This window comes from Marinobacter persicus (genome assembly GCF_900114155.1).
GTDB lineage: Bacteria > Pseudomonadota > Gammaproteobacteria > Pseudomonadales > Oleiphilaceae > Marinobacter > Marinobacter persicus.
This window is the reverse complement of the sequence record NZ_FOSC01000007.1, coordinates 133,989-158,150: the sequence shown is the minus strand read 5'-3', so window position 1 is coordinate 158,150 and position 24,162 is coordinate 133,989. Positions and strand designations below refer to the sequence as shown.

Annotated in this window: 26 protein-coding genes; 7 read left to right on the top strand and 19 right to left on the bottom strand. The window is 60.8% G+C overall.

Annotated elements, in window-relative coordinates; translation table 11 throughout:
• Window positions 1-3 precede the first annotated feature (3 nt).
• The 6 genes from BMZ63_RS09290 to BMZ63_RS09265 all read right to left on the bottom strand — a co-directional run bounded on the left by BMZ63_RS09290 (window position 4) and on the right by BMZ63_RS09265 (window position 5,467).
• The gene (locus BMZ63_RS09290) at window positions 4-1,209 is read right to left on the bottom strand and encodes a YbfB/YjiJ family MFS transporter (RefSeq protein ID WP_091704737.1); all 1,206 of its coding nucleotides are present in this window, start codon (window positions 1,207-1,209) and stop codon (window positions 4-6) included.
• An 89-nt stretch (window positions 1,210-1,298) separates the two neighbouring features.
• A complete protein-coding gene (locus BMZ63_RS09285; RefSeq protein WP_091704735.1) occupies window positions 1,299-1,964 on the bottom strand; it encodes an SCO family protein in 666 nt (221 codons plus the stop codon).
• Window positions 1,965-2,100: 136 nt separating this feature from the next.
• The gene (gene cyoE, locus BMZ63_RS09280; protein ID WP_227663463.1) at window positions 2,101-3,021 is read right to left on the bottom strand and encodes a heme o synthase; all 921 of its coding nucleotides are present in this window, start codon (window positions 3,019-3,021) and stop codon (window positions 2,101-2,103) included.
• Window positions 3,018-4,133: a COX15/CtaA family protein gene (locus BMZ63_RS09275; protein WP_091704732.1), complete on the bottom strand. Its 1,116-nt coding sequence runs from the start codon at window positions 4,131-4,133 to the stop codon at window positions 3,018-3,020. Before BMZ63_RS09275 ends, cyoE begins: the two co-directional genes overlap by 4 nt.
• 4 nt (window positions 4,134-4,137) lie before the next feature.
• A complete protein-coding gene (locus tag BMZ63_RS09270; RefSeq protein ID WP_091704729.1) occupies window positions 4,138-4,764 on the bottom strand; it encodes a hypothetical protein in 627 nt (208 codons plus the stop codon).
• A complete protein-coding gene (locus BMZ63_RS09265) occupies window positions 4,745-5,467 on the bottom strand; it encodes an SURF1 family protein (RefSeq protein WP_091704726.1) in 723 nt (240 codons plus the stop codon). Before BMZ63_RS09265 ends, BMZ63_RS09270 begins: the two co-directional genes overlap by 20 nt.
• A 66-nt stretch (window positions 5,468-5,533) precedes the next feature.
• Here BMZ63_RS09265 and BMZ63_RS09260 point away from each other — a divergent pair, with 66 nt between their 5' ends.
• Window positions 5,534-5,737, top strand: a complete 204-nt coding sequence (locus tag BMZ63_RS09260; RefSeq protein WP_091704723.1) for a twin transmembrane helix small protein — start codon at window positions 5,534-5,536, stop codon at window positions 5,735-5,737.
• Between the two features lie 4 nt (window positions 5,738-5,741).
• On the opposite strand, the gene BMZ63_RS09255 is transcribed toward BMZ63_RS09260, so the two are convergent.
• Genes BMZ63_RS09255 through coxB form a run of 3 tightly spaced genes read right to left on the bottom strand, consistent with a single transcriptional unit; the run spans window position 5,742 to window position 9,387 of the window.
• Window positions 5,742-6,629, bottom strand: a complete 888-nt coding sequence (locus tag BMZ63_RS09255; RefSeq protein ID WP_091704721.1) for a cytochrome c oxidase subunit 3 — start codon at window positions 6,627-6,629, stop codon at window positions 5,742-5,744.
• Between the two features lie 27 nt (window positions 6,630-6,656).
• On the bottom strand, window positions 6,657-8,240 hold the full coding sequence (gene ctaD, locus BMZ63_RS09250; protein WP_091704891.1) for a cytochrome c oxidase subunit I: 1,584 nt from the start codon (window positions 8,238-8,240) through the stop codon (window positions 6,657-6,659).
• Window positions 8,241-8,259: 19 nt separating this feature from the next.
• A complete protein-coding gene (gene coxB / locus BMZ63_RS09245; RefSeq protein ID WP_091704718.1) occupies window positions 8,260-9,387 on the bottom strand; it encodes a cytochrome c oxidase subunit II in 1,128 nt (375 codons plus the stop codon).
• A gap of 206 nt (window positions 9,388-9,593) precedes the next feature.
• Between coxB and BMZ63_RS09240 the strand changes: the two genes are divergently transcribed.
• The 4 genes from BMZ63_RS09240 (at window position 9,594) to BMZ63_RS09225 (ending at window position 12,966) form a co-directional block, all read left to right on the top strand.
• Window positions 9,594-10,283 (top strand): MATE family efflux transporter, encoded by a 690-nt coding sequence (locus BMZ63_RS09240; protein WP_091704888.1) that lies wholly within the window; start codon window positions 9,594-9,596, stop codon window positions 10,281-10,283.
• A gap of 148 nt (window positions 10,284-10,431) precedes the next feature.
• Complete coding sequence (locus BMZ63_RS09235) at window positions 10,432-11,079, top strand: hypothetical protein (RefSeq protein ID WP_091704885.1); 648 nt, start codon at window positions 10,432-10,434, stop codon at window positions 11,077-11,079.
• Between the two features lie 72 nt (window positions 11,080-11,151).
• Window positions 11,152-11,538 carry a DoxX family protein gene (locus BMZ63_RS09230; protein WP_091704716.1) on the top strand — a complete coding sequence of 129 codons (387 nt, stop codon included), beginning with the start codon at window positions 11,152-11,154 and terminating at the stop codon, window positions 11,536-11,538.
• Between the two features lie 108 nt (window positions 11,539-11,646).
• Window positions 11,647-12,966: a Na+/H+ antiporter family protein gene (locus BMZ63_RS09225; protein WP_091704713.1), complete on the top strand. Its 1,320-nt coding sequence runs from the start codon at window positions 11,647-11,649 to the stop codon at window positions 12,964-12,966.
• Between the two features lie 201 nt (window positions 12,967-13,167).
• Here the strand turns inward: BMZ63_RS09225 and BMZ63_RS09220 are convergent, their stop codons facing one another.
• From BMZ63_RS09220 to prlC, 4 genes are all read right to left on the bottom strand, one after another.
• Window positions 13,168-13,671 carry a FixG Ig-like domain-containing protein gene (locus BMZ63_RS09220; protein ID WP_091704711.1) on the bottom strand — a complete coding sequence of 168 codons (504 nt, stop codon included), beginning with the start codon at window positions 13,669-13,671 and terminating at the stop codon, window positions 13,168-13,170.
• A 97-nt stretch (window positions 13,672-13,768) separates the two neighbouring features.
• Window positions 13,769-15,178, bottom strand: a complete 1,410-nt coding sequence (locus BMZ63_RS09215) for an aminotransferase-like domain-containing protein (protein WP_091704709.1) — start codon at window positions 15,176-15,178, stop codon at window positions 13,769-13,771.
• 3 nt (window positions 15,179-15,181) lie between these two features.
• Window positions 15,182-15,436, bottom strand: coding sequence for a YheV family putative zinc ribbon protein (locus BMZ63_RS09210; RefSeq protein ID WP_091704705.1), 255 nt, complete (start codon window positions 15,434-15,436; stop codon window positions 15,182-15,184).
• Between the two features lie 56 nt (window positions 15,437-15,492).
• Complete coding sequence (gene prlC / locus BMZ63_RS09205; protein WP_091704702.1) at window positions 15,493-17,547, bottom strand: oligopeptidase A; 2,055 nt, start codon at window positions 17,545-17,547, stop codon at window positions 15,493-15,495.
• Between the two features lie 211 nt (window positions 17,548-17,758).
• On the opposite strand from prlC, the gene BMZ63_RS09200 reads away from it, so the two are divergent.
• Entirely contained in the window at window positions 17,759-18,298 is a 540-nt protein-coding gene (locus tag BMZ63_RS09200; RefSeq protein WP_091704699.1) for a gamma carbonic anhydrase family protein, read from the top strand.
• A gap of 197 nt (window positions 18,299-18,495) precedes the next feature.
• Complete coding sequence (locus BMZ63_RS09195) at window positions 18,496-18,951, top strand: Hsp20/alpha crystallin family protein (RefSeq protein WP_091704696.1); 456 nt, start codon at window positions 18,496-18,498, stop codon at window positions 18,949-18,951.
• A 5-nt stretch (window positions 18,952-18,956) separates the two neighbouring features.
• Here the strand turns inward: BMZ63_RS09195 and BMZ63_RS09190 are convergent, their stop codons facing one another.
• From BMZ63_RS09190 to dprA, 6 genes are read right to left on the bottom strand one after another with little or no spacing between them, the layout of a single operon-like run.
• Complete coding sequence (locus tag BMZ63_RS09190; RefSeq protein WP_091704693.1) at window positions 18,957-19,790, bottom strand: flagellar motor protein MotB; 834 nt, start codon at window positions 19,788-19,790, stop codon at window positions 18,957-18,959.
• A 2-nt stretch (window positions 19,791-19,792) separates the two neighbouring features.
• Window positions 19,793-20,566 carry a motility protein A gene (locus tag BMZ63_RS09185; protein ID WP_091704691.1) on the bottom strand — a complete coding sequence of 258 codons (774 nt, stop codon included), beginning with the start codon at window positions 20,564-20,566 and terminating at the stop codon, window positions 19,793-19,795.
• 32 nt (window positions 20,567-20,598) lie between these two features.
• On the bottom strand, window positions 20,599-21,426 hold the full coding sequence (gene aroE, locus BMZ63_RS09180) for a shikimate dehydrogenase (RefSeq protein WP_091704688.1): 828 nt from the start codon (window positions 21,424-21,426) through the stop codon (window positions 20,599-20,601).
• Window positions 21,419-22,357, bottom strand: coding sequence for an oxygen-dependent coproporphyrinogen oxidase (gene hemF / locus BMZ63_RS09175; RefSeq protein ID WP_091704685.1), 939 nt, complete (start codon window positions 22,355-22,357; stop codon window positions 21,419-21,421). Before hemF ends, aroE begins: the two co-directional genes overlap by 8 nt.
• Window positions 22,358-22,365: 8 nt before the next feature.
• A complete protein-coding gene (tsaC, locus tag BMZ63_RS09170; RefSeq protein ID WP_091704682.1) occupies window positions 22,366-22,938 on the bottom strand; it encodes an L-threonylcarbamoyladenylate synthase type 1 TsaC in 573 nt (190 codons plus the stop codon).
• Window positions 22,939-22,980: 42 nt separating this feature from the next.
• Window positions 22,981-24,123 carry a DNA-processing protein DprA gene (gene dprA / locus BMZ63_RS09165; RefSeq protein ID WP_177187056.1) on the bottom strand — a complete coding sequence of 381 codons (1,143 nt, stop codon included), beginning with the start codon at window positions 24,121-24,123 and terminating at the stop codon, window positions 22,981-22,983.
• Window positions 24,124-24,162: the final 39 nt, after the last annotated feature.

Below are 24,162 nucleotides of genomic sequence, written 5' to 3'. Positions count from 1 at the left end.
GTGTTATTGCGAGCGCGCGTGCCAGTCTTCTGGCTTGGGCACAAAAAAGGCCAGCAACAGGCCAAAGGCCAACGCCGCCACGCCAATGCCGAACGCGGAAACCAGCGTGCCCCCGCCATCCAGCCATTGTTTCGTGAGCCAGGGGCCGACCATCTGGGTAAAGCCATAGAGGGCCACCATGGCCGCCGACAGCCGCGGCCCCTGGTGCGGGTGCAAGGCCCGGCCCAGGCGCTGGGTCAGCAGCACCGTACCCAGGAAGGTGCCACCCACCAGCGCGGCGCAAAGCATCAGCCCGAGGGCGCCCGGCCAAAGCACTGCCGCCAGCACCCCCAGCAACTGAATCAGGAAATTCAGCCGCAGCGCCGGCAGATCGCCCATCCGGGCACCCAGTTTGTTCCAGATCCAGGGGGCGGGAATGGTGAACAGGGCAACGATCACCCAGGTGCCGTCGAGCAGGGCATGGCCTTCCGGTAATTCCAGCTTCGCCAGTAGCGGCAGGAAAGTCATCGGCAGGATATAACCCAGACCAGCACCGGCATAGGACAGAAACAGGGGGGCACTGGCCCGGTCAATCAGGGGGGTGTTCACCAGCTCTTTGCCGGAATCGTCATGCTGGCGCACCGGGATGTCCAGCTTGCGCAGCTGGACCACACCCCACCAGGCCAGGGGAATGGACAGCAACGCCGCCGGCCACCAGCGCTCGGCGCCTTCCAGCCAGCCGGCGGTGCCGGTAACCAGACCACTGGAGACCAGCAGGCCAGCCCCCACGCCAATATAGACCAGCCCACTCATGGTGGCCCGGTTACGCAACACCAGCCATTCCAGAATCAACGCCGGAGCCTGTACAAAAACCACGCCATTGGCCACGCCATTGAGCCAGCGGCTGGCCGAAATCAGAGTCAGGTTGTCGGTCTGGGTGACAATCAGAGTGGTAATTACGTGAACCGCCAGGAAAAGCGGCAACATAACGCGAATGTGGGCGATCCTGTGCCACTTGATGGCAACCATCGCACCCATCAGGTAACCCAGGTAATTCCAGGTGGCCACCGCCGCGCCATCCGAGGCACTGAACTGGCCGTCATCCACCAGATAAGGCAGAAGCGGCGTGTAAATAAACCGACCGAGGGCATGCACCACCAGCAATACGCAAGCACCGGCCAGCAGCACGGTAAACAGTTGCCTGGGATTCGCGGCGGTCTGTGAGGTCATGGCAGCTACCTGATTATTGTTGGTTTAGGAGCCAGCCAGTGTATGCAAAGCTAACGATGATGTCAGTTTGACCTTCGATTAAGAAGCGCTCAACCCTGCGATGCCCGCGCGTGATTCGCCTGTACCCATTCATAGATACGCTCGAACGCCTCAAGCAACTGATCCGGCCGATGCGGTGGCTGAATCAGTGCCTGCACCTCCGCATCCGGATTGAGCAGGGCAAAATGGCCGCTGTGGTCCACCAGTAACTGACCACCCTCTTCCCGGTGCTGGAACACCGCACTGAGGCTTTTTGCCAACTGCCGGGTGGTTTCCAGATCGCCCGTCAGACCATGGAAATTGTCACCGAAGAAACTGGTGTAGTCGTTCAGACGCTCCGGCGTGTCGTGCTCCGGATCAGCGCTGATCAACAGATAATCCGGCTGGGGCAATTCCGGCGGCAGTTGCCCGTCCATCTGCCGCAAAGTGGTCATGGCCACCGGGCAGATATCCGGGCAGTTGGTGTAACCCACGAACGCAAACGTCCAGCGGCCTTTCAGGTCTTCCCGGGTGGTGGGCTCGCCCTGTTCATTGGTGAGCGTGAACTCCGCCAGCGGACGGGCTTCGGTGTAGACATAGGCGTTGTATTCCGCCAGATCCGGGGCGGAGGTAGCTTCGGAACTCTCCAGATTGGTCTGACGGTAGACCACAAACGAAAAAATACTGATCACGACCAGCAGCAACACGGCTACCGTTATTTTTACCGAACGACTCATGAATACAAACCCTTACTCGAAGAGCGGCTGGGGCCGGGGGTGCTTTTCTGGCGGAAAAATTGTCTGAGCGAAGCGAGTTGTTTTTTCCAGAAGAAAAGTATCCCCGGCCCCGGGCGATCCTGCACGCTGTCTAAATTCAGAAAAACACAAAGTGATCCACAAGAAGTACCACAAACAGCGCCATCAGGTAAGTGATGGAATACTTGAAGGTATTGAGCGCCACACGCCGGTCATCCCCCCGTAACAGCCGGATGGCGTACCAGACAAAGCGCAGCCCCAGGGCCAGGGCACCCAGCAGATAGATACCGCCCGACATGCCTGTGACAAAAGGTAGCAGGCTGGCCGCCAGCAGCATCAGCGTGTAGAGCAGAATATGCAGCTCGGTGTAGCGGTTGCCGTGGGTGACCGGCAGCATCGGAATGCCAGCCCTGGCGTATTCCTCCTTGCGGTGAATGGCCAGCGCCCAGAAATGCGGCGGCGTCCAGGCGAAAATGATCAGCACCAGCAACAGGGCATGACCTTCCACCTGCCCGGTCACCGCCGTCCAGCCCAGCAACGGCGGCATGGCGCCGGCCAGCCCGCCAATGGTGATGTTCTGCGGCGTGGCGCGCTTGAGAAACAGGGTGTAAACGCCGGCATACCCCACCAGCGACGCCAGGGTCAGCCAGGCGGTCAGGTGATTGACCAGCATCATCAGTACCGCCATGCCGGCGCAGGCGAGCATGGTGGCGAAGATGATGGCATCAAACGGCGCAATCCGCCCGGTGGCCACGGGCCGGCGACGGGTGCGGGCCATGACCGTGTCGATTTTCTGGTCCACCACATGGTTCACCACGGCAGCGGAACCCGCCAGCAGGCCAATACCCAGGTTGCCGAACAACAGGACAGGCCAGGGCGGCACTCCGGGCGTCGCCAGCAGCATGCCGATGACCGAGGTGAGCAGCATCAACGCCACCACTTTTGGCTTGGTCAGTTCCAGCAGGTCGCGCCAGCCCGGTACCCTGGACCGGGGCCGGGACGCGTCGGGGACTGTCAATGTGCGGGTGGAGTTATTCATACCGTCACCTCCCGGGATAGCGGGTTTGTTGTTGTTATTGGCCGGGCAACCGGCAATCGGTGAGCGCGCCAGATCAGGTGCACCACAGACAACAGCAGCGCTGCGCCAGTGGCGTTGTGGGCCACGGCAACCGCCAGTGGAATATGCAGCCAGACATTGGCCAACCCCAGCAAAATCTGCAACGCCAGCACACCAGCCACCAGCGCCGTGGCACCGCCAAGCCCGGTGTGGTGCCGGCCGCGCCAGAGCCAGGCCAGCAGTCCACTGAAATACACCAACACCACCAAGGCACCCAGGCGGTGACTCATGTGGATCGCCACCCGGCCGTCGGCAGTCAGTTGTCCACCCAGATAATTAGGGCCCACCTGCTGGGCAATGTCGAAGCCGTGGCGAAAATCCATGCCGGCCGGCCACCACTGGCCCTGGCAGGTGGGTAAATCGGTGCAGGCGACAGCGGCGTAGTTCGCGGCGGTCCAGGCCCCCAGAGCAATCTGCAGGATCACCAGAAACAAGCCGCCATAAAGCCATGGCCAGAGGCCCGCCGGCACCCGGTACGGCCTTTCCCCGGAGGACCGGGACTGCTGCGCACCGGCTCGCCTCGCGGATGCCTGCAATCTGTGTAAGCGCAACGCCAGCAGCACCAGCAAAGTCAGCGTTGTGAAGCCCCCCAGCAGGTGCAGCGCCACCACCTGGGGCCACAGTTTGAGGGTGACCGTCCACATGCCAAAGGCGCCCTGCAGCACCACAAACGCGGCAATGAACACCGGCAGGCCGACGGGAATACCCTTGTGGCGGTTTCGGATAGCCGCAGTTGCCAGCCCGAATATCACCAGTCCCAGGGTGCCGGCGGCGTACCGGTGAATCATTTCCGGCCAGCCCTTGGCCACATCCACCGGCGTGTCCGGGAAGCGGGCATTGGCGATGGCGATGTGCTCGGCACTTTGCGGCACGGTCAGAAAGCCGTAGCAGCCCGGCCAATCCGGACAGCCAAGCCCCGCGTGAACCAGGCGCGTCCAGGCACCCAGCATGATCACCACAGCCGCCAGCGCGCAGGCAAGCAGGCTCCATATCCACATTCTTCTTGCCAGGGTAGTCGTTGCCACAGCAGCCATCCGCTCACCCCACCTGCGACAGTTTCAACAGATGTTTCAGGTCCTTCAGGATCTGCTTGCCGGTATGGTCCGGGCCATAGTGCATCATCACGTTGCCAAACGGGTCCACCAGGAACAGGCCGGGCTGACGACCGGGAGAGAAATCCGCTGGCCAGCCGGCCCGTTCCCCCGGGGCAACCTGCAATTGCTCAATGGCCGGATACTCCTGTTGCAAGCGCTCCTCCAGCGGCGCCGGCACCGAGCCCAGCCACGCCGACCGGCTGACGCGGGGTGCGTTCTTGCCCAGCGCCACATTGACCTGCCGGGCCAGATACAGAAGCTCCTCACACTCAGCGGCGCAGGTCTCGGCGGCCACCAGCATCTGCCATTGGGGATCGTCCACGCCAGCGGCGAAACGGTCAGCAAACGGTTGGCCGTCAGCAGTTTGCAGATGAAGCGCCTGTACCGGCACCAGCGGCTGCACCAGGCTGCCCTCGTTGGTGTGCCCGGTGGGGTTCAACCAGCCGGTGAAATACATCACCGTGGCCAGAATCATCGGGCCAAAGCCCACCGCAAACAGCAACAAGGCGGTACGCCGACCGCGTCGGGTCTGTTGAGGATCGGGCAGGGTATCAGCCGTTATCGTTGTCATTGTCGGCTCCTGTTGTTTTCCGGTAGCTGGCGGCGGCGGTCAGAACGACCAGGGCCAGCGCCAGGGCAAACCATTGGGCGGCGTAACCGTAATGGGTTTGCGGCCCCATCAGGTCCGGCGCGGCAGCTGGTTCAAAACTCCCCGGCTGCTGACCGTTGTGCAGCTGTACAATCAACGCCGGCGGCCGCTCGATCTGCTCCGCCACCCGTTCCGGCGGCAGTGCCTGGACCCGGCGAGGCCAACCGGCGGAGCCCTCCGCCTGGTCGGACAGCACCGGCGGCTGAGGATACGCCGCCAGGCGGCCATTCAGAGTTACCTGTTGTGCCGGTGTCGGGACCTCCGGCAGCCGGTCCCGCCTGGCCGGTGCCGGCAGCCAGCCCCGGTTTACCACCAGTGGGCGGCCTTCGGTAGGCAGGAACACCGTCAGCACCTCATACCCCGCCTGGCCATTGCGGGTGCGGTTGTCCAACAGCCAGGTCGGCTCGCCGTACCGGCCCGTCACCGTGACCGGCTGACCCGGGCGCTGTTGTTCTCCCGTTAACCGGCTCCAGGTCTGGCGACTGTCCTCCCCCTGCCAGTCCGCCAGCATCCGTTTTTTCTGTTCCGCCCGGTCCAGTTGCCAAACACCAAGGCCCACCAAGAGCGGCAGGAACAAACCGGCAAACATCAGCAAACGCCAGTCGGCCCGCCAGCGCCGCGCCATCAGCCCCGGCTCCCCCTGCCAACAGGTTTGCTATAGTGGGAACTATAGTCAAAAACGGATCCGACCATGCTCAAAGTCGCCATTGTGATACTGCTCCTGGCCATTATCGTGAGCCTGTTCAGCGGCCTGTTCTTCCTGGTTCGCGATGGTGGCAAAACCCGCCGGGTGGTCAATTCACTGGCCCTGCGCGTGGCCCTGAGCCTGCTGTTACTGGTTCTGGTCATCACCGCGCTGTTGACCGGGGATCTGACCCTGAACCCCACCCCGTGAATCGCTAGATGATGTAGACAAAAACAAACAGCCCCAGCCAGACCACATCCACAAAATGCCAGTACCAGGCCGAAGCCTCGAACCCGAAGTGGTTATCCCCGGTAAAGTGACCCTTGCTGACCCTTACAAACATGACAATCAGCATCAGGCTACCCAACATCACATGGGCGCCATGAAAGCCGGTGAGCATGAAGAAGGTGCTGCCGTATATGCCGGACTGCAGGGTCAGATCCAGATCCTTGTAGGCATGCACGTACTCCTGGGCCTGCAGGGTCAGGAACACCAGCGCCAGAACAATGGTGGCGCCCAGCCAGAGTTTGAGCTTCTGCCGCTGGCCGGCCTTCAGCGCATGGTGGGCAACCGTCACGGTAAACGATGAACTGACCAGCAGAATGGTGTTGATCAGCGGCAGCCCCCAGGGACCGATCACTTCTTTCGGGCCCGGATAGGCCTCGGGATTCGGGTTATTCACCAGCGGCCAGCTGGCCTGGAATCCCTCCCACAACATGTTGGTGGTGCCTTTGTCGCCTTCACCCCCCAACCAGGGCACCACAAACACCCGAACGTAAAACAGAGCCCCGAAAAAGGCGGCAAAAAACATGATCTCCGAAAAAATGAACCAACCCATCCCCCAGCGGAAGGAGCGGTCCATCTGTGCGCTGTAAAGCCCGGCCCGGCTTTCCCGGATCACACTGCCGAACCAGCCAAACAGCATGTAGGCCATGATCAGCGCCCCGATGAAAAACATCACCCAGGCCCCGGTAGTGCTTTCCCCCTGTTTGCCGTTGACCATGATCGAGGCCACACCGTACAGGGTGACACCCAGGCCCACGGTAGCCACGATCGGCCATTTGCTCTGCTCGGGAACGTAATAACTCTGTTCTTGTGCCATGACTCCCTCCAATCGCCCGACCTTGGCCTACTTCACCTCTGGCGGTGTGGAAAAGGTGTGATAGGGCGCCGGTGACGGCACCGTCCATTCCAGACCTTCAGCGCCCTCCCAGGGTTTGGCCGGCGCTTTTTCGCCACCTCTTACGCATTTCACCACAATGAACAGGAACAGCAGCTGGGTCGCACCGAACAAAAACGCCCCGATGCTCGACACCATGTTGAAATCGGCAAACTGCAGGGCATAATCCGGAATGCGCCGGGGCATGCCCGCCAGCCCCAGGAAGTGCATGGGAAAGAACGCCAGGTTCATGCCCACGAACGACAGCCAGAAATGGGTTTTGGCCAGAATTTCGTCGTACATGTGGCCGGTCCACTTAGGCAACCAGTAATAGGCCGCCGCAAAGATGCCGAAAATGGCCCCCGGCACCAGTACGTAATGGAAGTGCGCCACCACAAAGTAGGTGTCGTGGTACTGGAAATCCGCCGGGGCGATGGCCAGCATCAGGCCGGAAAAACCGCCGATGGTGAACAGGATGATAAAGGCCACTGCGAACAGCATGGGCGCCTCGAAGGTGAGCGAGCCCCGGAACATGGTGGCCACCCAGTTAAACACCTTCACCCCGGTGGGCACGGCAATCAGCATGGTGGCGTACATGAAGAACAGCTGTCCGGTCAGGGGAATGCCCACGGTAAACATGTGGTGCGCCCAGACCACGAACGAGAGCAGGGCGATGGCGCCCACCGCATACACCATGGAGGCGTAGCCGAACAACGGTTTGCGCGAGAAGGTCGAAACAATGTGAGAGATGACCCCGAACGCCGGCAGGATCATGATGTACACCTCTGGGTGCCCGAAAAACCAGAACACATGCTGGAACAGCACCGGATCGCCACCACCGGAGGCATCAAAGAAACTGGTGCCGAAGTTGATGTCCATCAGCATCATGGTGACCACACCGGCCAGCACCGGCATTACGGCAATCAGCAGGAACGCGGTGATCAGCCAGGTCCAGACGAACAGGGGCATTTTCATCAGGGTCATGCCCGGCGCCCGCAGGTTCAGGATGGTGGCGATCACGTTAATGGCGCCCATGATCGATGACACGCCCATAATGTGAATGGCAAAAATGAAGAAGGTAGTGCTGGGCGGCCCGTAAGTGGTGGACAAGGGCGCGTAGAAGGTCCAGCCGAAATTGGGCGCACCGCCCTGCATGAACAGGGTGGACACCAGAATCAGGAAGGCGCAGGGCAACAACCAGAAACTCCAGTTGTTCATGCGCGGCAGGGCCATGTCCGGGGCGCCGATCATCAACGGCAGCATCCAGTTGGCCAGGCCCACGAATGCCGGCATCACCGCGCCGAACACCATGATCAGCCCGTGCATGGTGGTCATCTGGTTGAAAAACTCCGGCTGGACAATCTGCAGCCCCGGCTGGAACAGTTCGGCCCGGATCACCATTGCCATGCTGCCCCCGAGCAGAAACATGGCAAAGCTGAAGATCAGGTACATGGTCCCGATGTCTTTGTGATTGGTGGTCAGCAGCCAACGGGTAATGCCGCTGGCCGGGCCGTGGTGATGTTCCTGGCTGTGGCTTTCTGCAACCGCACTCATCAGCACTCTCCCGTTCCTGTTACTCGCTCAGGTAATCCACGATGTCCTGGGGCGTGACCATTTCGCCGGTGTTGTTGCCCCAGGCATTGCGTTCGTAGGTAATCACTGCCCCCAGCTCCACTTCACTGAGCTGGCTGCCGAACGCCTGCATGGCGGTGCCGGACACGCCGTTGACCACGATATCGATATGCGCAGCCCGGTCTTCGGTCGCGACAGCGCTGCCCTTGAGGGCCGGGAACGCCGGCGGTGAACCACTGCCGTCGCTCTGGTGGCAGGACGCGCAGGCACTGGCGTAAACCTGCTCACCGCGCTCCATCAACTCGTCCATGGTCCAGTCTTTCTCGGTCAGCAGTCGCTCCTGCTCGGCGGCTTCACGCTGTTCGGCCACCCACTGGTCGTACTCTTCCTGGGGCACCGCTTCCACCACCACCGGCATGAAACCATGGTCCTTGCCGCACAGCTCGGTGCACTGGCCCCGATAAATGCCGGGCTCGTCAATGCGGGTCCAGGTTTCGTTGATAAAGCCGGGAATGGCGTCTTTCTTCACCCCGAGCGCCGGCACCCACCAGGAGTGGATGACATCGTTGGCGGTCAGCAGCAAGCGGACTTTTTTGCCCACCGGCACTTTCATCGGTTTGTCCACTTCCAGCAGGTAGTTCTCACCCTTGGCCTGACGGTTTTCGATCTGGTCGCGGGGGGTCGCGAGGCTGGAGAAAAAACCGAAATCCTCGTTGATGTATTCGTACTGCCAGCGCCACTGGTAGCCGGTCACCTTGATGTCCACCTCGGCTTCGCTGGTGTCGTACATGTCAATCAGCGTGGCGGTGGCGGGAATGGCCATCGCCACCAGGATGGCCAGGGGGATAATGGTCCAGAGAATTTCCACCACCGTGTTCTCGTGGAAATTGGCCGGCTTGTGGCCTTTGGACTTGCGGTGGGCGATGATTGACCAGAACATCACCCCGAAGACCACCACGCCGATGGCCACACAAATCCACAGAATGGTCATGTGCAGGCTGAAAATCTGGTTGCTGGTGCCGGTGACCCCCGGCGACATGTTCATCGTCCAGTCCGCCCATACCGAAGTCGGCGCAGCCAGGCTGGCCACGGCAACAACCGGGAGCGTCCGTTTGGTGTGTACGCGCATGCTGTGTCTCCACAGAGTGTTATTCTTGTCGGCTTTTGCGCCCTGCCAGAAACGGGTATATCAAGTTCGAGTATAGACACAGATCAAAAAATGACTAAAAAACGGTCAAACCCAATCAAACTAAGCAGAGAATTTTGAGACATAAATCGTCTAAGACCTTCGCCAGCAGCACCGACCGGCGCCTGTGGGCACTGGCCTGGCCGCTGATGCTGACCAACCTCACCGTGCCCCTGCTGGGACTGGTGGATACCGCCGTGCTGGGCCACCTGGACAGCCCGGAATACCTGGGCGCGGTGGCCGTGGGTGCCAATCTGTTCAGCATCCTGTACTGGACCTTCGGCTTCATGCGCATGGGCACCACCGGCCTGGCCGCCAATGCGGTACTGATTACATTTCTGCTGGTGATCTCCAATGCCCTGGACGGCTTTGCCAATGCCGCAGAAGCCCTGATCGGGGAAGCCGTGGGCAGGGGCAGCCGCCGGCGCTTCCGTGTGGTGTTCCGTACCGCCCTGCGCTGGTCTCTCTGGGGAGCGCTGGCGCTGACCATCGGCTTTGTTCTGGGCGGACGCTGGCTGATCAGCCTGCTGACCGGCATTGAAGAGGTCCGGCGAACGGCCTGGCAATACCTGCCCTGGCTCTGGCTGCTGCCCTTTGCTTCAGTGTGGGGATTTCTGTTCGACGGCATCTTTATCGGCGCCACCCGCACCCGGGACATGCAGAACACCATGCTGTTTTCAGCCCTGGCGGTGTTCCTGCCGGTCTGGTGGCTGACCACCGGCTGGGGCAACCACGGGCTGTGGTTGTCCCTGATCAGCCTGATGCTGGCCCGCGCCGTCAGCATGGGTTGGCTGAGCTGGCAATACAGCCGGAACGGCAGCTGGTTCAGGCAGGAATGATTGTCACTTGCAAGGCAGTTTAAAAAATCTTGACTACACTTTGCCTAAAACACGGGGCCGCATGGTGAGCGGCCCTTTCATTCACGGTCGGGACCACCCTGGAGGCGCCTTGCGACCCCAACTTGCGCAGATGACGGCTGCACCGGACATGACACCACAGGTTGTCCTCGAAATTATTGACCAGGCGAGGCGCCAGGAGGCCCATTCCGGCACCTTTTTCCGCCAGATGAAAGACACCGCCCCGCGGTTGCCCTCATCGGTGGTGGTGGAGTGCCATCAACCGGCGGCCTGCCTGTTCCGTTTTGCCGCCGAATACATCGAGATGGCGCCCCGGCTGATCGAGTGCGTGGACGCCTGTGCCATCGAGGCCGGGTGCAAGCCCCTGTTCCAGCCATTCATCGATGCCGCCATCCGCTATTTCACTCAGCCTTCGGCCATGCTGCTGAAATACGAGGGGCTCAATGGTCTGCTGATTCGTGCCTACCAGTGCCACCGGCTGATGGAGGAGATGCACGAAAACAACCGTTCCATCCGTGCCAGTGAGCTGTTTGATCTGGAGGCCACCCGCGCCAACCTGCTGGTACACCGCCTGATTGGCGAACCCTTTGCCAACGAACTGGACGACGCCATTCTCCGTACCGTGCTTGAAATCGCCGGCACGCCGGATTTCTACAATCTGGATCTGGAGCCGTTCATCAACCAGGTCAACAACCGCGCCTGGGACTGGATGCGCAGTTACTGGGAAAACCTGCTGGTGCGTAACCACATTCGTTTTGCCCTGGGCTCGCCAGACTGACTCCGGTCACTGCATCTTTCCTGAAAAATCCGTATTCTTCGCGTTTTGATTCACCATCAAGGGGAAGAAACCGTGCTTGAAAATACCGATCTGGGCAAACTGCTGGTTCGACTGGCTGTTGGCGGCCTTTTGCTTTTTCATGGTATTTCGAAGCTGTTCAACGGCATTGGCTTCATTGAGACGTTGTTGGCCAGTCACAACTTACCCACACAGCTGGCCTGGGCGGTGTATATCGGTGAAATCATCGCGCCTTTGATGGTCATTCTCGGTTATCAGACCCGCATTGGCGCACTGCTGATTTTTCTCAACATGGTGGTCGCCATTGTTCTGGCCCACACCCATGAGTTGCTGGCACTGAGCAGTAACGGCGGCCTGGCGCTGGAACTGCAACTGTTCTTCCTGATCAACGCCGCTGCGGTGTTTTTCATGGGGCCGGGCAGATACAAGCTCAAGAATTGATCAATCCGCTTTGACTCACGCCGGCATTTACGGCAGATTAGCCCGCTTTTCAAACTGCCGGTGCCCACAAGGCACCGGTAAAACCACAATTCCTACCCGGAGTTCGCCATGAATGCCGTTGTTGCCGCGGTGCTGATCATGCTCGTGCTGAGCCTGTGCCGCATTCACGTTGTTGTTGCCCTGATTATCGGCGCCATTTCCGGCGGCCTGATCGCAGGCATGTCCCTGGACGCCACCATCGATGCCTTCAACAGTGGCCTGGGCGGTGGTGCCACCGTCGCGTTGTCCTACGCCACCCTCGGTGCCTTCGCGGTGGCCATCGGCAAATCCGGCCTGGCCCACGCCCTGGCCGATCGCGCCCTGGCCATGGTGGGGCGCCAGGACGACGGTGCCGCCAAAGGCATCCGCTTTCTGATCATCGGCCTGCTGGTGGCCATTGCCCTGTCCTCCCAGAACATCCTGCCCATTCACATCGCCTTTATCCCGCTGGTGGTGCCGCCGCTGCTGTACGTAATGGCGAAGCTGCGCATGGACCGCCGGCTGGTGGCCTGCGTGCTCACCTTCGGCCTGATTACCCCGTACATGTTCCTGCCGGTGGGTTTCGGCGGCATTTACCTGAACGAGATTCTGCTGGCCAACGTGGCCGACAACGGCGTGGACGCCAGCGACCTGAACGTCATGTCCGCCATGGCGCTGCCGGCCCTGGGCATGCTGCTGGGCGTGCTGGTGGCGGTCTTCTTCAGCTACCGGGGCAAACGGGATTACAACCTGGAAGCCATTGCCAAGACCGAACGCACCGACATCCAGTACAACCCGAAGACCCTGATCATGGCGCTGGTGGCCATCGTCGTGGCCTTCGTGGTCCAGCTCTGGCTGGGCTCCATGATCCTCGGCGCATTGGCGGGGTTTGTGCTGTTCAACCTGTCCGGCGTGGTGAAGTGGAAGGAAGCGGACGACCTGTTCACCGAAGGCATGAAAATGCTGGCCATGATCGGCTTCATCATGATCACCGCCAACGGCTTTGCCGAGGTGATGCGTGAAACCGGCCACATCGCCAGCCTGGTAGAGGGTTCTGTCGCTGCCATTGGTGACAACAAACCGCTGGCCGCCCTGCTGATGCTGGTGGTGGGCCTGCTGATCACCATGGGCATTGGCTCGTCGTTCTCCACCATTCCCATCATCGCGGCCCTGTACGTGCCCCTGGCCCTGCAAATGGGCTTCAGCCCCCTGGCCATCGTGGCCCTGGTGGGCACCGCCGGCGCGTTGGGCGATGCCGGTTCACCGGCCTCGGATTCCACCCTCGGCCCCACCGCTGGCCTGAACGTGGACGGCCAGCACAACCACATCTGGGACACCGTGGTGCCCACCTTCCTGCACTACAACCTGCCTTTGCTGGCCTTTGGGTGGTTGGCGGCCATGGTGCTTTAGGGCTGGGGGTTAGTCTTTAAAGCTTAGCCTGCTGGTTATGGTGGGCAATGAGGGGCTGGTAGGGGATGTCAAAACGGAAAACGGTGGTTTTCCTGAATGTTTTGACATCCCCTACCAGCCCCTCATGTTTATCCTGTGTGATAACGCCTTTTGAAGACTTTTTAGGGCCAGGATTCTATTAACTCGTGGGTCTGTTGACGGTTATCGCACTTGTGCCGTGAACTTGCTTTTCACCATGAGTGTTGGTGCGATGTCATCAGCCGGCAGGAGATGGAAGTTAAGACTGGTCACATCGTTCACGAGGTTCTCAGGGCTGACAGAGATCGACACCGGTACTTCAAGCCTCTCGCCAGCGCCTACCGGGCCAATGGTCTTCGTGCTGGGGTGCGCGCCATTCAGCCCGGAAACACGAAACTCATAACTTCGACTCTGGTTGCTTTTATTGAGCAGTTTCAGGGTATAGCTGTTCTCCACCTGACCTTTGGCGTTGTAACGAAACAGGCCACGGTCTTTTTCGACATCCAGGGTCTGCATGGGCCTCGACACCAGCGCCCACGAAAAGGTACCGATCATGGCCAGCAGAATCACGGCATAACCCAGCATTCTTGGCCGCAGGATACGCAGGCGCCTGAAATAGCCTTTAAAACTGCGGGTCTGGATTTTCCCGTCATCAGTGACGGTTTGGATTGGTATCTGCTGGCCCATCGTTCGCTCTCACGTTGGTGTCTTTTGCGACAGCCTAGGGCGTGGGAACGAATCGGTGCAGGCTCACATTTTTCAATAATGATCGGTACAGATGGGGTCAGTGCAGACCAAGCAGCGCTGGCAGACGTTGCAGGGCGCCTCGCCGTCGGTCATTCCATGGGTGGGCGAAACTCAATCGCAAACCGTTGGTGTAATCGCCGGAAGCCGAAAACAGCGGGCCCGGAGTGATCACGATCCCGGCTTGCAACGCCGCCTGATAAACGGCGAGGGTGTCACAGGTATCGGGGAGCTCCAGCCAGAGTGCCAGACCTCCTTGAGGAACCGAGACACCCACCGTGCCCGGCCATTGGCGAATGTCCCCAAGTAGCTCGTCGCGCTGTTCGCGCAGACGCAGCCGCTCTCTGCGCAAATGGGCATGTAACGCACCTTCCCGCATAAAATCGGCGACGCCTTGCTGCAAATACCGGCTGCTAGCCAACTGCGTCACCAGCTTCAGGTGCAGTATCCGATCGTGCCAACGGCCACCCGCTATCCAGCCAAGACGCAGGTCGCGGGACAGTACCTTGGAAAATGAACTGCAATGAATGACCCGGCCGTTACGATCGCGGGCCTTTAGAGGGTCTGGCACATGCTCAAAACCGGATTCGGCGTAAATGTCGTCTTCAATGACAGCCAGATTGTGGTCTTCCGCCATGGAGATCAGCCGCGCCCGGGCCTCATCGGGCATCAGAGCCCCACCCGGCGTGGCGAAGGCGGGCGACACCACACAGGCGCGAATATCCCAGCGCTCCAGTGCCTGCGCCAGAGCGTCCATATCCATGCCGGTTTCGGCCCGGGCGGGGATCTCGATCACCTTAAGGTTCAGCTGTTCCAGCAACTGCAGCACACCATAAAACCCCGGTGTTTCCACCGCCACCACATCACCGGCCTGGCAGCAGGCCATCAGCGCCAGAAACAGAGCGTGCTGGCAGCCAGAGGTCACGCACAACTCGTCGGCTGTAACGGGCCAGCCCCGCCGATTGTAACGCAGCGCCAGCTGCTCACGGAATCCCGCATCCCCTGCAGGCTCGTCGTAGTACTGGAAGTTTGAACGCCGTTGGCGCCGAAGCGCGCGCCCTATGGCCCGGTTAAGTGCAGTAATGCCATAGGGAGCCTCACCGGTCTCAGGGGCTGGTTTCAGATCAAACGCTCCGTTGCGCGCCATGATATCCAGAAGCAGATGGCTGATAGTAACGGGGCGGGGCGCCTCCAGTTCGGTTTTGGGTCGGGGCGGGGGCAAGGGCTCCGGCAGGCGGGTGACAAAATAGCCGGATTTCGGGCGGGCCTCGACCACCCCGCGAGCCTCCAGCCGCCTCAGAGCATGCTGTACCGTGGCCTTGGAAACACCGTGTCGCGCACACAGCTCACGGATCGAGGGCAAGCGGCTATGGGAGGGCCAGCGCCCGTCCGCGATGCCCTGGGACAACCATTGCTCCAGGGCGCGATATCGGTAGGTCGGGTCGGTCAATGCTCAGTCGTCGTCCGCAGCGGCCTTGAAAAACACCACCTGTTTGACGGTGTGATCGTCTTCGTTACCGCGTTGGTTCACCCGGGTCTGCAATTCGGCAGCGGTCGGTTCGGGCTGGTCGGACATCGCATCGGTGAACCCACAGGCCACGCATTCACGGATTTGCTCGTCGGTGTCGTCCGTGAACATCATGATCTTGTCCATCTCGGCGCAACGGGGGCACACGGCGCCAGCGATGAAACGTTTGGGACTTGCCATAATTCAACTCCAGATTACGTCACCGGTCATCACTACGACGACCGGTGGCCATTGTATCAGGCAGCGCTGTCACTGTTGCCACTGATACCGGTTTGTTTGAGCAGCGCATCCACCTCGGGTTCCCGACCACGGAATGCCTTGAACAACTCCATGGGCTCCTGCGAACCGCCTTTCTCCAGGATATTGGTCAGGAACGCCTCGCCGGTTTCCGGGTGGAAAATGCCCTTTTCCTCGAACAGGGAGAAGGCGTCCGCCGCCAGCACCTCGGCCCACTTGTAGCTGTAATAACCCGCCGCGTAGCCGCCGGCGAAAATGTGGGAGAAGGCGTTGGGGAAGCGGTTGAATTCCGGCGCTTCGATCACCGCGATCTCTTCCCGCACTTTGCGATGCATATCCAGCGGGTTGGTGGGCGCTTCCTCTGTGAATTCCGCGTGCAGGCGGAAGTCGAACAGCGAGAACTCCAGCTGGCGCACCATGGCCATGCCGGACTGGAAGTTCTTCGCTGCCAGCAGTTTCTCAAGCAGGTCTTCCGGCAGCGGCTCACCGGTTTCGTGGTGGCTGGCGATCAGCGCCAGGGATTCCGGGTCCCAGCACCAGTTTTCCAGGAACTGGCTGGGCAGCTCCACCGCGTCCCAGGCCACGCCGTTGATGCCGGACACGTCCATCACGTCCACCTGGGTGAGCATGTGGTGCAGGCCATGACCGAACTCGTGGAACAGGGTGGTGACCTCGTCGTGGGTGAGCAGCGAGGGCTTGCCCTTCACCGGCGGGGTGAAGTTGCAGGTCAGGAAGGCCACCGGTAGCTGCAGCTGGCCACGCTGGTTGCGCCAGCGCACCCGGCAATCCGCCATCCAGGCACCACCACGCTTGCCCTGGCGGGCGTAGGGGTCGAGATAGAACCAGGCCACCGGCTCGCCGTCACGGCTGATGCAATAAGCACTGGCGTCAGCGTGCCAGGTTTCCACTTCCGGCCTTTCCTCGATCTGCACACCAAACAGCCGTTCTGCCACGCTGAACAGACCGTTCACAACCTTTTCCGCCGGGAACCAGGGGCGCAGGGTTTCCGGGGAAATGTCGTAGCGCTTCTGGCGCAGCTTCTCGCTGTAGTAGCCCACGTCCCAGGCTTGCAGGTTGTCCACGCCATGCTCGTCTTTGGCGAACGCCTGCAGCTCGGCAAACTCTTTCTCCGCCTGGGGCTTGGATTTCGCCGCCAGCTGGTTCAGGAAGTCCATTACTTCCTCGACGCTGCGCGCCATCTTGGTGGCCAGCGACAGCTCCGCGTAGTTATCAAAGCCCAGCAACTTGGCCATGGCGTGACGGCGCTTGAGGATTTCAGCCATCACCGGGGTGTTGTCCCACTGGCCGGCATCCGGACCCTGGTCGGAGGCCCGGGTCACGAACGCCTCGTACACCTCCCGGCGCAGCTCCCGGTTGTCACCGTAGGTCATCACCGGGAAGAAGCTGGGGAAATCCAGGGTGATCACATAGCCGTCCAGCTCCTTCTGCTCCGCCGCCTGCTTGGCGCCCTCAAGCGCCGATTCCGGCAGGCCGGACAGCTCGTTCACATCGGTGATGTGCTTGTACCAGTGCTGGGTAGCGTCCAGCACGTTGTCGCTGAACTTGTTGGACAGCTCCGCCAGCTCCCGGGACAGTTCGGCGTACTGCTTCTTCTGGTCCTCGGGCAGGTCGACACCACCCAGGCGGAAATCCCGCAGGGTGTTCTCAACGGCCTTGCGCTGGGCTTCGCTCAGCTGGTCAAAATCGTCCCGCGCCGCCAGCTTCTTGTAGGCGTCGCACAGCTCGGCGTTCTGGCTGATCTCGGTGCTGTACTCTGTCAGCTTTTCCAGGCAGCTCTTGTACACCTTGCGCAAGTCGTCGTTGTTGGCCACGCCGTTGAGGTGGCAAATCACCGACCAGGCGTTCGCCAGCTTGTTCTCCATCGCCTGCATGGGCTGGACCAGCGTGTCCCAGGTGGGGTCATCCTGTGCGGCCAGCTGGGGAATTTTCATCCGGTTTTCGCTGAGAATCTGGTCAATCGCCGGTTCCATGTGTTCGATGCGGATGTGATCAAACTTCGGCAGCAGATCGTCGGTTAAAAGCGGGTTGTTCATATAAAGCCCTTCTCAGCTATTCGTGTTTGAGGTAGCTTCCCGGTATCAGACATTGGGGAAGTGCATCTGGGGGTAGGCCTTTCCAAAAAGCGCTCCTGGCGGCCCATCCCTGGGTCGCTTGTCTTCCGCCATCCATGGCTCCACAAATTTTTGGAAAGGCCTACCCCCAGCTGCACCGCAACCACCGGGCATATTCGATAAGGTATACATAATGACGAATGTACGAACACACAAGGGTATCACACCACAATTTGGCGAACGCTCGTGGGTGGATGAGAGCGCCGTGGTCATCGGCGACGTGCAGATGGGCGAGGACTGCTCGGTCTGGCCGATGACGGTGATTCGCGGCGACATGCACAAAATCCGCATTGGCAGCCGCTGCAGCATCCAGGACGGCTCGGTGCTGCACATCACCCACGCCAGCGACTACAACCCCGGCGGCTGGCCGCTGATCCTGGGTGACGACGTCACCGTGGGCCACAAGGCCCTGCTGCACGGCTGCACCATCGGCAGCCGCGTGCTCGTGGGCATGGGCTGCACCGTGATGGACGGCGCGGTGGTGGAAGATGAGGTGATCATCGCCGCCGGCACCCTGGTGCCACCGGGCAAGCGGCTGGAGTCCGGTTACCTATACGTGGGCTCACCGTGCAAACAGGCCCGGGCACTGACCGACAAGGAAAAAACCTTCTTCAAATACACCGCCGCCAACTACGTCAAACTCAAGGACGAATACCTGAACGCCGGCCAGTAACTCCCTTCCGGGGTCCCGACTGATCAAGGTCAAATATTGACCAGCCGGGGCCTTGAAAACCCACCAATGCATCCTACATTCAAGAATAGCCGCAGTTCACGGATACCATCCGGCTGGCGCCACCGGCATGGAGCTGTTCCGCGAGCGAAGCTGAATGAACATCTCAGATTCGTTATCGTCAAAAGGAGGAGTTCCCTATGAGCAATCTGACCCGCTGGAATCCGATCAATGAATTCGATGACCTGATGAACCGCTACAACCGGATGTTCGGCTTGGCCCGGACCAACGGTGACCGGGAAGGCAAGGACCTGTTCAGCCGCAGTGACTGGTCACCGGCCGTCGACATCAAGGAAACCGACAGTGCCTTCACCATCGAAGCCGAGCTGCCGGGCATGAACAAGGACGATGTAAAGGTCACGGTGCACGACGGCGTGCTGTCCATTCAGGGCGAGCGCAAGAGCGAGGAAGAAACCAACGACAAGAAGCACCACCGCATTGAACGCTTCTACGGCAGTTTCCTGCGCCGCTTTACCCTGCCCGAAAACGTGGATGAAAACAGTGTGAAGGCTAACTTCAAGGACGGCCTGCTGACTCTGACCATCCAGAAGGCCGAGCCGAAAGAGCCGAAGGCCATCGAGGTGGAAGTGCAGTAAAAGGATCAGGGCAGGATTTCAATGGGCAGGTCCCGGGTGGGGGCGTCTTCATCACACTCCGGATTACGGATGGAGATCTCCACCCGGCGGTTCACTGCCCGGTTTTCTGCCGTGTTGTTCGGTGCCAATGGCTGGGTTTCGGCCCGGCCGGCGGCCACCACCCGCTCTGCCTCGATATCCCGGTTCAATACCAGTTCATGCACCACCGACACCGCGCGCGCCGCTGACAGGTCCCAGTTCGAGCGGTACTGGGTGCTGGATATGGGGCGATCATCGGTATGACCCGACACGACAATATTCCCCGTGCAATTACCCACCACTTCCACCACCCGTTCGATGATCGGAATCATGTCCGGCTTGATGGTGGCATCGCCGGAAGGAAAGGTGGCGTCCTCGGAGAAGCGAATGACCACCTGGTCCTTGTCGTAATTGATATGCAGTTTGTCCGAAGCCACTTCTGACTCCAGCTCCCGGATCAGGCGCTGGGACAGATCCAGCACACCGCCGGGAATCTTGGCGGTCTCGGACGACTCGGTACGCTCGTCGATGAATTCCGGCTGTTCCTGCAGGGTATCGGTGGGCTCGGGCAGGGAGACAGAGTCAGATTCCACTTCCGACAGTGGCGCACCCCCAATGTCTTCACCGATCACATTGTCCGCGCCCAGCGCCAGTTTCATGGAGTTGGCCATGGCACGGTATTTTTCCGCGTCCATTTCGGCAAAGGACAACAGCAGGATGAAGAAGGTCAACAACAAGGTTGCCAGATCGGCAAAGGTGACGATCCAGTCCGGATTGCCTTTTTTCTGTTTGCGTTTTTTCGGTGGCCGCGTCGGTTGCAAACCTAGGCCTCCTGCTGCTCATCCAGCTTGGTGCGCTGCTCGGGTGTTACATAGGACGACAGGATTTCCGTCATCACCCGGGGGTTCTCACCCCGCATGATGCTCTTGATGGAGGTAATGATCAGCATCTGGTTGCGGGCGTCGTCCTCGGCCTTGAGTTGCAGTTTTTCCGCCAGCGGCAGAGCGATCAACTGGGCGATGAACGACCCATACAGGGTGGTCAGCAGGGCAATGGCCATGGCCGGGCCGATGGTCGAGGGGTCATCCAGGGTTTTAAGCATCTGCACCAGCCCCACCAGGGTACCCAGCATGCCGATCGCCGGCGCCGATTCTCCAATCCCCCGAAACACCCGCTCGGCCATGTCGTAACGCTCGGCGGTCTGCTCACTCTCCTGCAGCAGGGCATCTTCCACCGTTTCCGGCGGGTGGCCATCCACGCACAGGTTGATGGCTTTTTGGAGGAATTCGTCCTCGGTTTCGTGGTTCTCCAGGCCCAGCAAGCCTTCCTTACGGACAATCCGGCCCAGTGTGGCGGTCTCACGAATCAACTCTACCGGGCGCGCCAGGTGGTCGGTAAAGGTCGCCTTCATGGCCAGCTTGAAGGAACTGACCACCGAGGCCATCCGGAACTTGATCAGGGTGACGGCAAAGGTACCCCCCAGCACAATCGCCAGACCCGGCAGATTCACGAAGGTCATCGCCGACGTGTCCGCCACCATGGCCAGGATAACGATCATAGTTCCGGCCAGTAGCCCGACAAGCGTAAGAATATCCATGAACAGCCCTTTTTTGCCGGCCCACCCGGGCCTCAGTCAGTTCGTAGTTCTTCAATCACCGCAGCGGTATCAGGCATGACACCCCGCCACACCCAGAACGATTCCGCTGCCTGTTCCACCAGCATACCCAGGCCATCGAAAACCCGGGTGCCGCCATTATCCAGAGCCCACTGGTTGAACGTCGTGGTATGCAATGAGTACATCATGTCATACACCACGGTGTCCGGCCCGATAATTTCCCCGGAAACCGGAGGCAGATCACCCTGCAGGCTGGCACTGGTGCCGTTGATGATCACATCGAAAGGCCCCTCCGCCCGATCAAAACCGCAGGCGGACAAGCGGGTGTCTGCCGCTTCATCAGCAAACAGTTCCACCAATGCCTCGGCCCTGGCCAGTGTCCGGTTGGCTATCGTTAATGCCGCAGGCTTCTCGGCCAACAGGGGGCCCAACACACCGCGTACCGCACCGCCGGCACCCAGTACCAGAATACGCGCATGTTTCAGGGCCACGCCGTGGTTACCGGTCAGGTCCCGTACCAGCCCCACACCATCGGTGTTATCGGCCACCAGCGCACGGTCTTTATCCAGGTACAGGGTATTGGCCGCCCCCGCTTTTTGCGCCCGGGGGGTGCGGGCATCCGCCAGACTCCAGGCCTGTTCCTTGAACGGCACTGTGACATTCAATCCCTTGCCGCCACGTTCAAAAAAGTGGCCAACAGTGCCGGCAAAGTCATCCAGCGGGGCCTGAATGGCGGTGTACTCCACCGGCTCGCCCGTCTGGCGGGCGAACAGGCTGTGAATACGCGGGGATTTGCTGTGGCTGATGGGGTGGCCCACCACCGCGTAGAGCTCGTTATGCATGCTTGCCCTCCGTTGATACCTCCAGCCAGTCACGAGCGGTGAGAAAATGCTCGGTCAGGCGGGCTTCCTCACTACCGGGTTCCGGCTGGCGGTCATAGTCCCAGCGCACCAGTGGCGGCAGCGACATCAGGATGGATTCGGTGCGGCCGCCGGATTGCAGGCCAAACAGGGTGCCCCGGTCATACACCAGGTTGAATTCCACATAGCGACCCCGCCGGTATAACTGGAACTCCCGCTCGCGCTCACCCCAGGGGTGGTCCATGCGCCGACGCACAATCGGCTCATAGGCTTCCACGTAACTGTCGCCCACGGCGCGCATAAAGGCAAAATCCTGATCAAAATCACCGGTGTTGTGGTCGTCAAAAAACAGACCGCCCACACCCCGGGGTTCCTGCCGGTGTTTGAGGTAGAAATAGTCATCGCACCAGCGCTTGAAGCGCGGGTAAACCTCTTCCCCAAAGGGCTGGCAGGCATTTCGGGCGGTTTCGTGCCAGAACACACAGTCGTCGTCAAAGCCGTAATAGGGCGTCAGGTCATAACCACCGCCGAACCAGTAAACCGGCTCGCCATGCTCCGGCGTGGCGATGAAAAAACGCACGTTGGCGTGGGAGGTCGGCACGTAGGGATTCTCCGGATGAATCACCAGCGACACCCCCATGGCCTGCCAGGGCGCACCGGCCAGATGCGGGCGGTGGGCGGTGGCGGACGGCGGCATGGTGTCACCCATGACGTGGGAAAAGTTGACCCCGCCTTTTTCAAACACGGCACCGTCGGTGATCACCCGGCTGATACCGCCGCCACCCTCCGGGCGCTGCCAGCTGTCGCGGACAAAAGAGGCTTTGCCATCGACCGCGGCCAGACGCTGGCAAATGGTGTCCTGAAGGCCAAGCAGGTAGTTTTTGACCGCTTCGGTATCCGGCTGTTTTGACATGGAAGCTCCTAACGAAATTGTTGTCCGGTGACGATATCAATAATACGGCTGGGCTTGCGATTGCCCCCCAGGGCACCGGGTACAATCCGGTCCAGTTGCTGGCCAAAATAACGGCGAACCTGCCAGATATGCCGGGCCGGCGCACGACCAGCAGGGTTACAGGAGGTGGAGACCAGCGGCATGCCAGCTGTTTCACACAGGGCCCTGACCACCGGATGGGCACTGACCCGCACGGCAATGGAGCTGTGTCTGCCCCGGACCCACTCCGGTATCTGCCGGTTCACATCCGGCAACAGGCAGGTCACCGGCCCGGGCCAATGGCTCATGGCCTGCCGCTGAAGGTCTTCGGGCAGTGGGTCGAGCAGGAAACGGATCTGGTCGACAGAGGCGGCCACCAGGATCACGCCTTTCTCTACGGGACGCTGTTTTAATTCCAGAATCCGTTCAACGGCATTCTGGTCCCAGGGGTCACAGCCCAGACCCCAGACCGCCTCGGTGGGGTAGGCGATCACACCGCCGGTAAGCATCGTCCGGCGGGCACAGTGTCGTTGCCAGGAGTTGAGTGGAGTTTTCGCCTGCATGGTTCGTTGCACACCCGTATATACTGATCAGGGATGCACGGCTCAGGCGATTTTCAGGTAGCCTCCCGGGGCGGCATTAACCAGCCCTTCCAGCTCCAGAACCAGTAGCGACTGCATTAGCTGGTCTGCGGGCAAGCCGGTCGCCAGGCTCAGTGCATCGGTAGACTGCGGATCATACCCCAAAGCCTCGAATACCGCGATTTCGCGGCCACCCAACGCGGACATATCCGGGCCTGCCGGCACCGGCGTGACGCTGTCCGGGGCCGTCATGCTCCACCAGGTGCCCAGCTCTTCCAGCACGTCATCGGCGGTTTCCACCAGACTGGCACCCTGCTTGATGAGTTGATGGCAGCCCCGGGCTACCGGGCTGTGCACGGAGCCGGGAATGGCGAACACCTCGCGGCCCTGCTCCATGGCCAGACGGGCGGTGATCAGGGATCCGCTTTTCAGGCCGGCTTCGGTGACCAGCACCCCGCGGCTCAGGCCGCTGATGATCCGGTTGCGCTTGGGAAAGAACGCTGCCCGGGCCTGGGTGCCCGGCGGGTATTCGGAGACAATCAGGCCCTTGTCGATAATCCGGTGCGCCAGTTTGCGATGCTGCGCCGGATACAGACGGTCCAGCCCGCAACCAATCACCGCCAGGGTTGGAAAACCGGCATCCAGGGCTCCGGCATGGGCGGCACCATCGATACCCAGAGCCAGGCCACTGGAAACCAGCAGGCCCCGCCGGCTCAGCTCCGCGGCAAACCGGCGGGCGTGGTCCAGCCCGGCCCGGGTCGCGTTACGGCTGCCAACAATGCCGATCTGGTCGCGGCCCAGCAGGCTGGTATCGCCCAGCGCGTAGAGCACCATCGGCGCATCGTGGATCTGCCGGAGCGCTTCGGGGAAATGCTCATGGCTCTGGCCAAGCACGGCAATGCCCAGTTCCCGGCATTGCCGGTCAATGGCCTGCGCCTGCGCCAGGATCGGATGGTCGGTGTCCTGGTTCTGCCAGGCCAGCACCGCTTCCACGGCCTGTGGCCCCAGGCCCAGGGCCCGGAGTGTGGCCGGATTCATGGCAAGCAGGTCAGTCAGTTGGTCGGTGTGCCCGGCCAGGTGTTCACGCACCTTGATGCCGAAGCGGGGCAGACAGGTCAGCAGCAGCCAGGCGGCTGAACCGCGCTCGGGGAGGGGAGACATGGGCATACTTCATCCTTGACAATCAGGCCGGGCGTCAATGCCCGG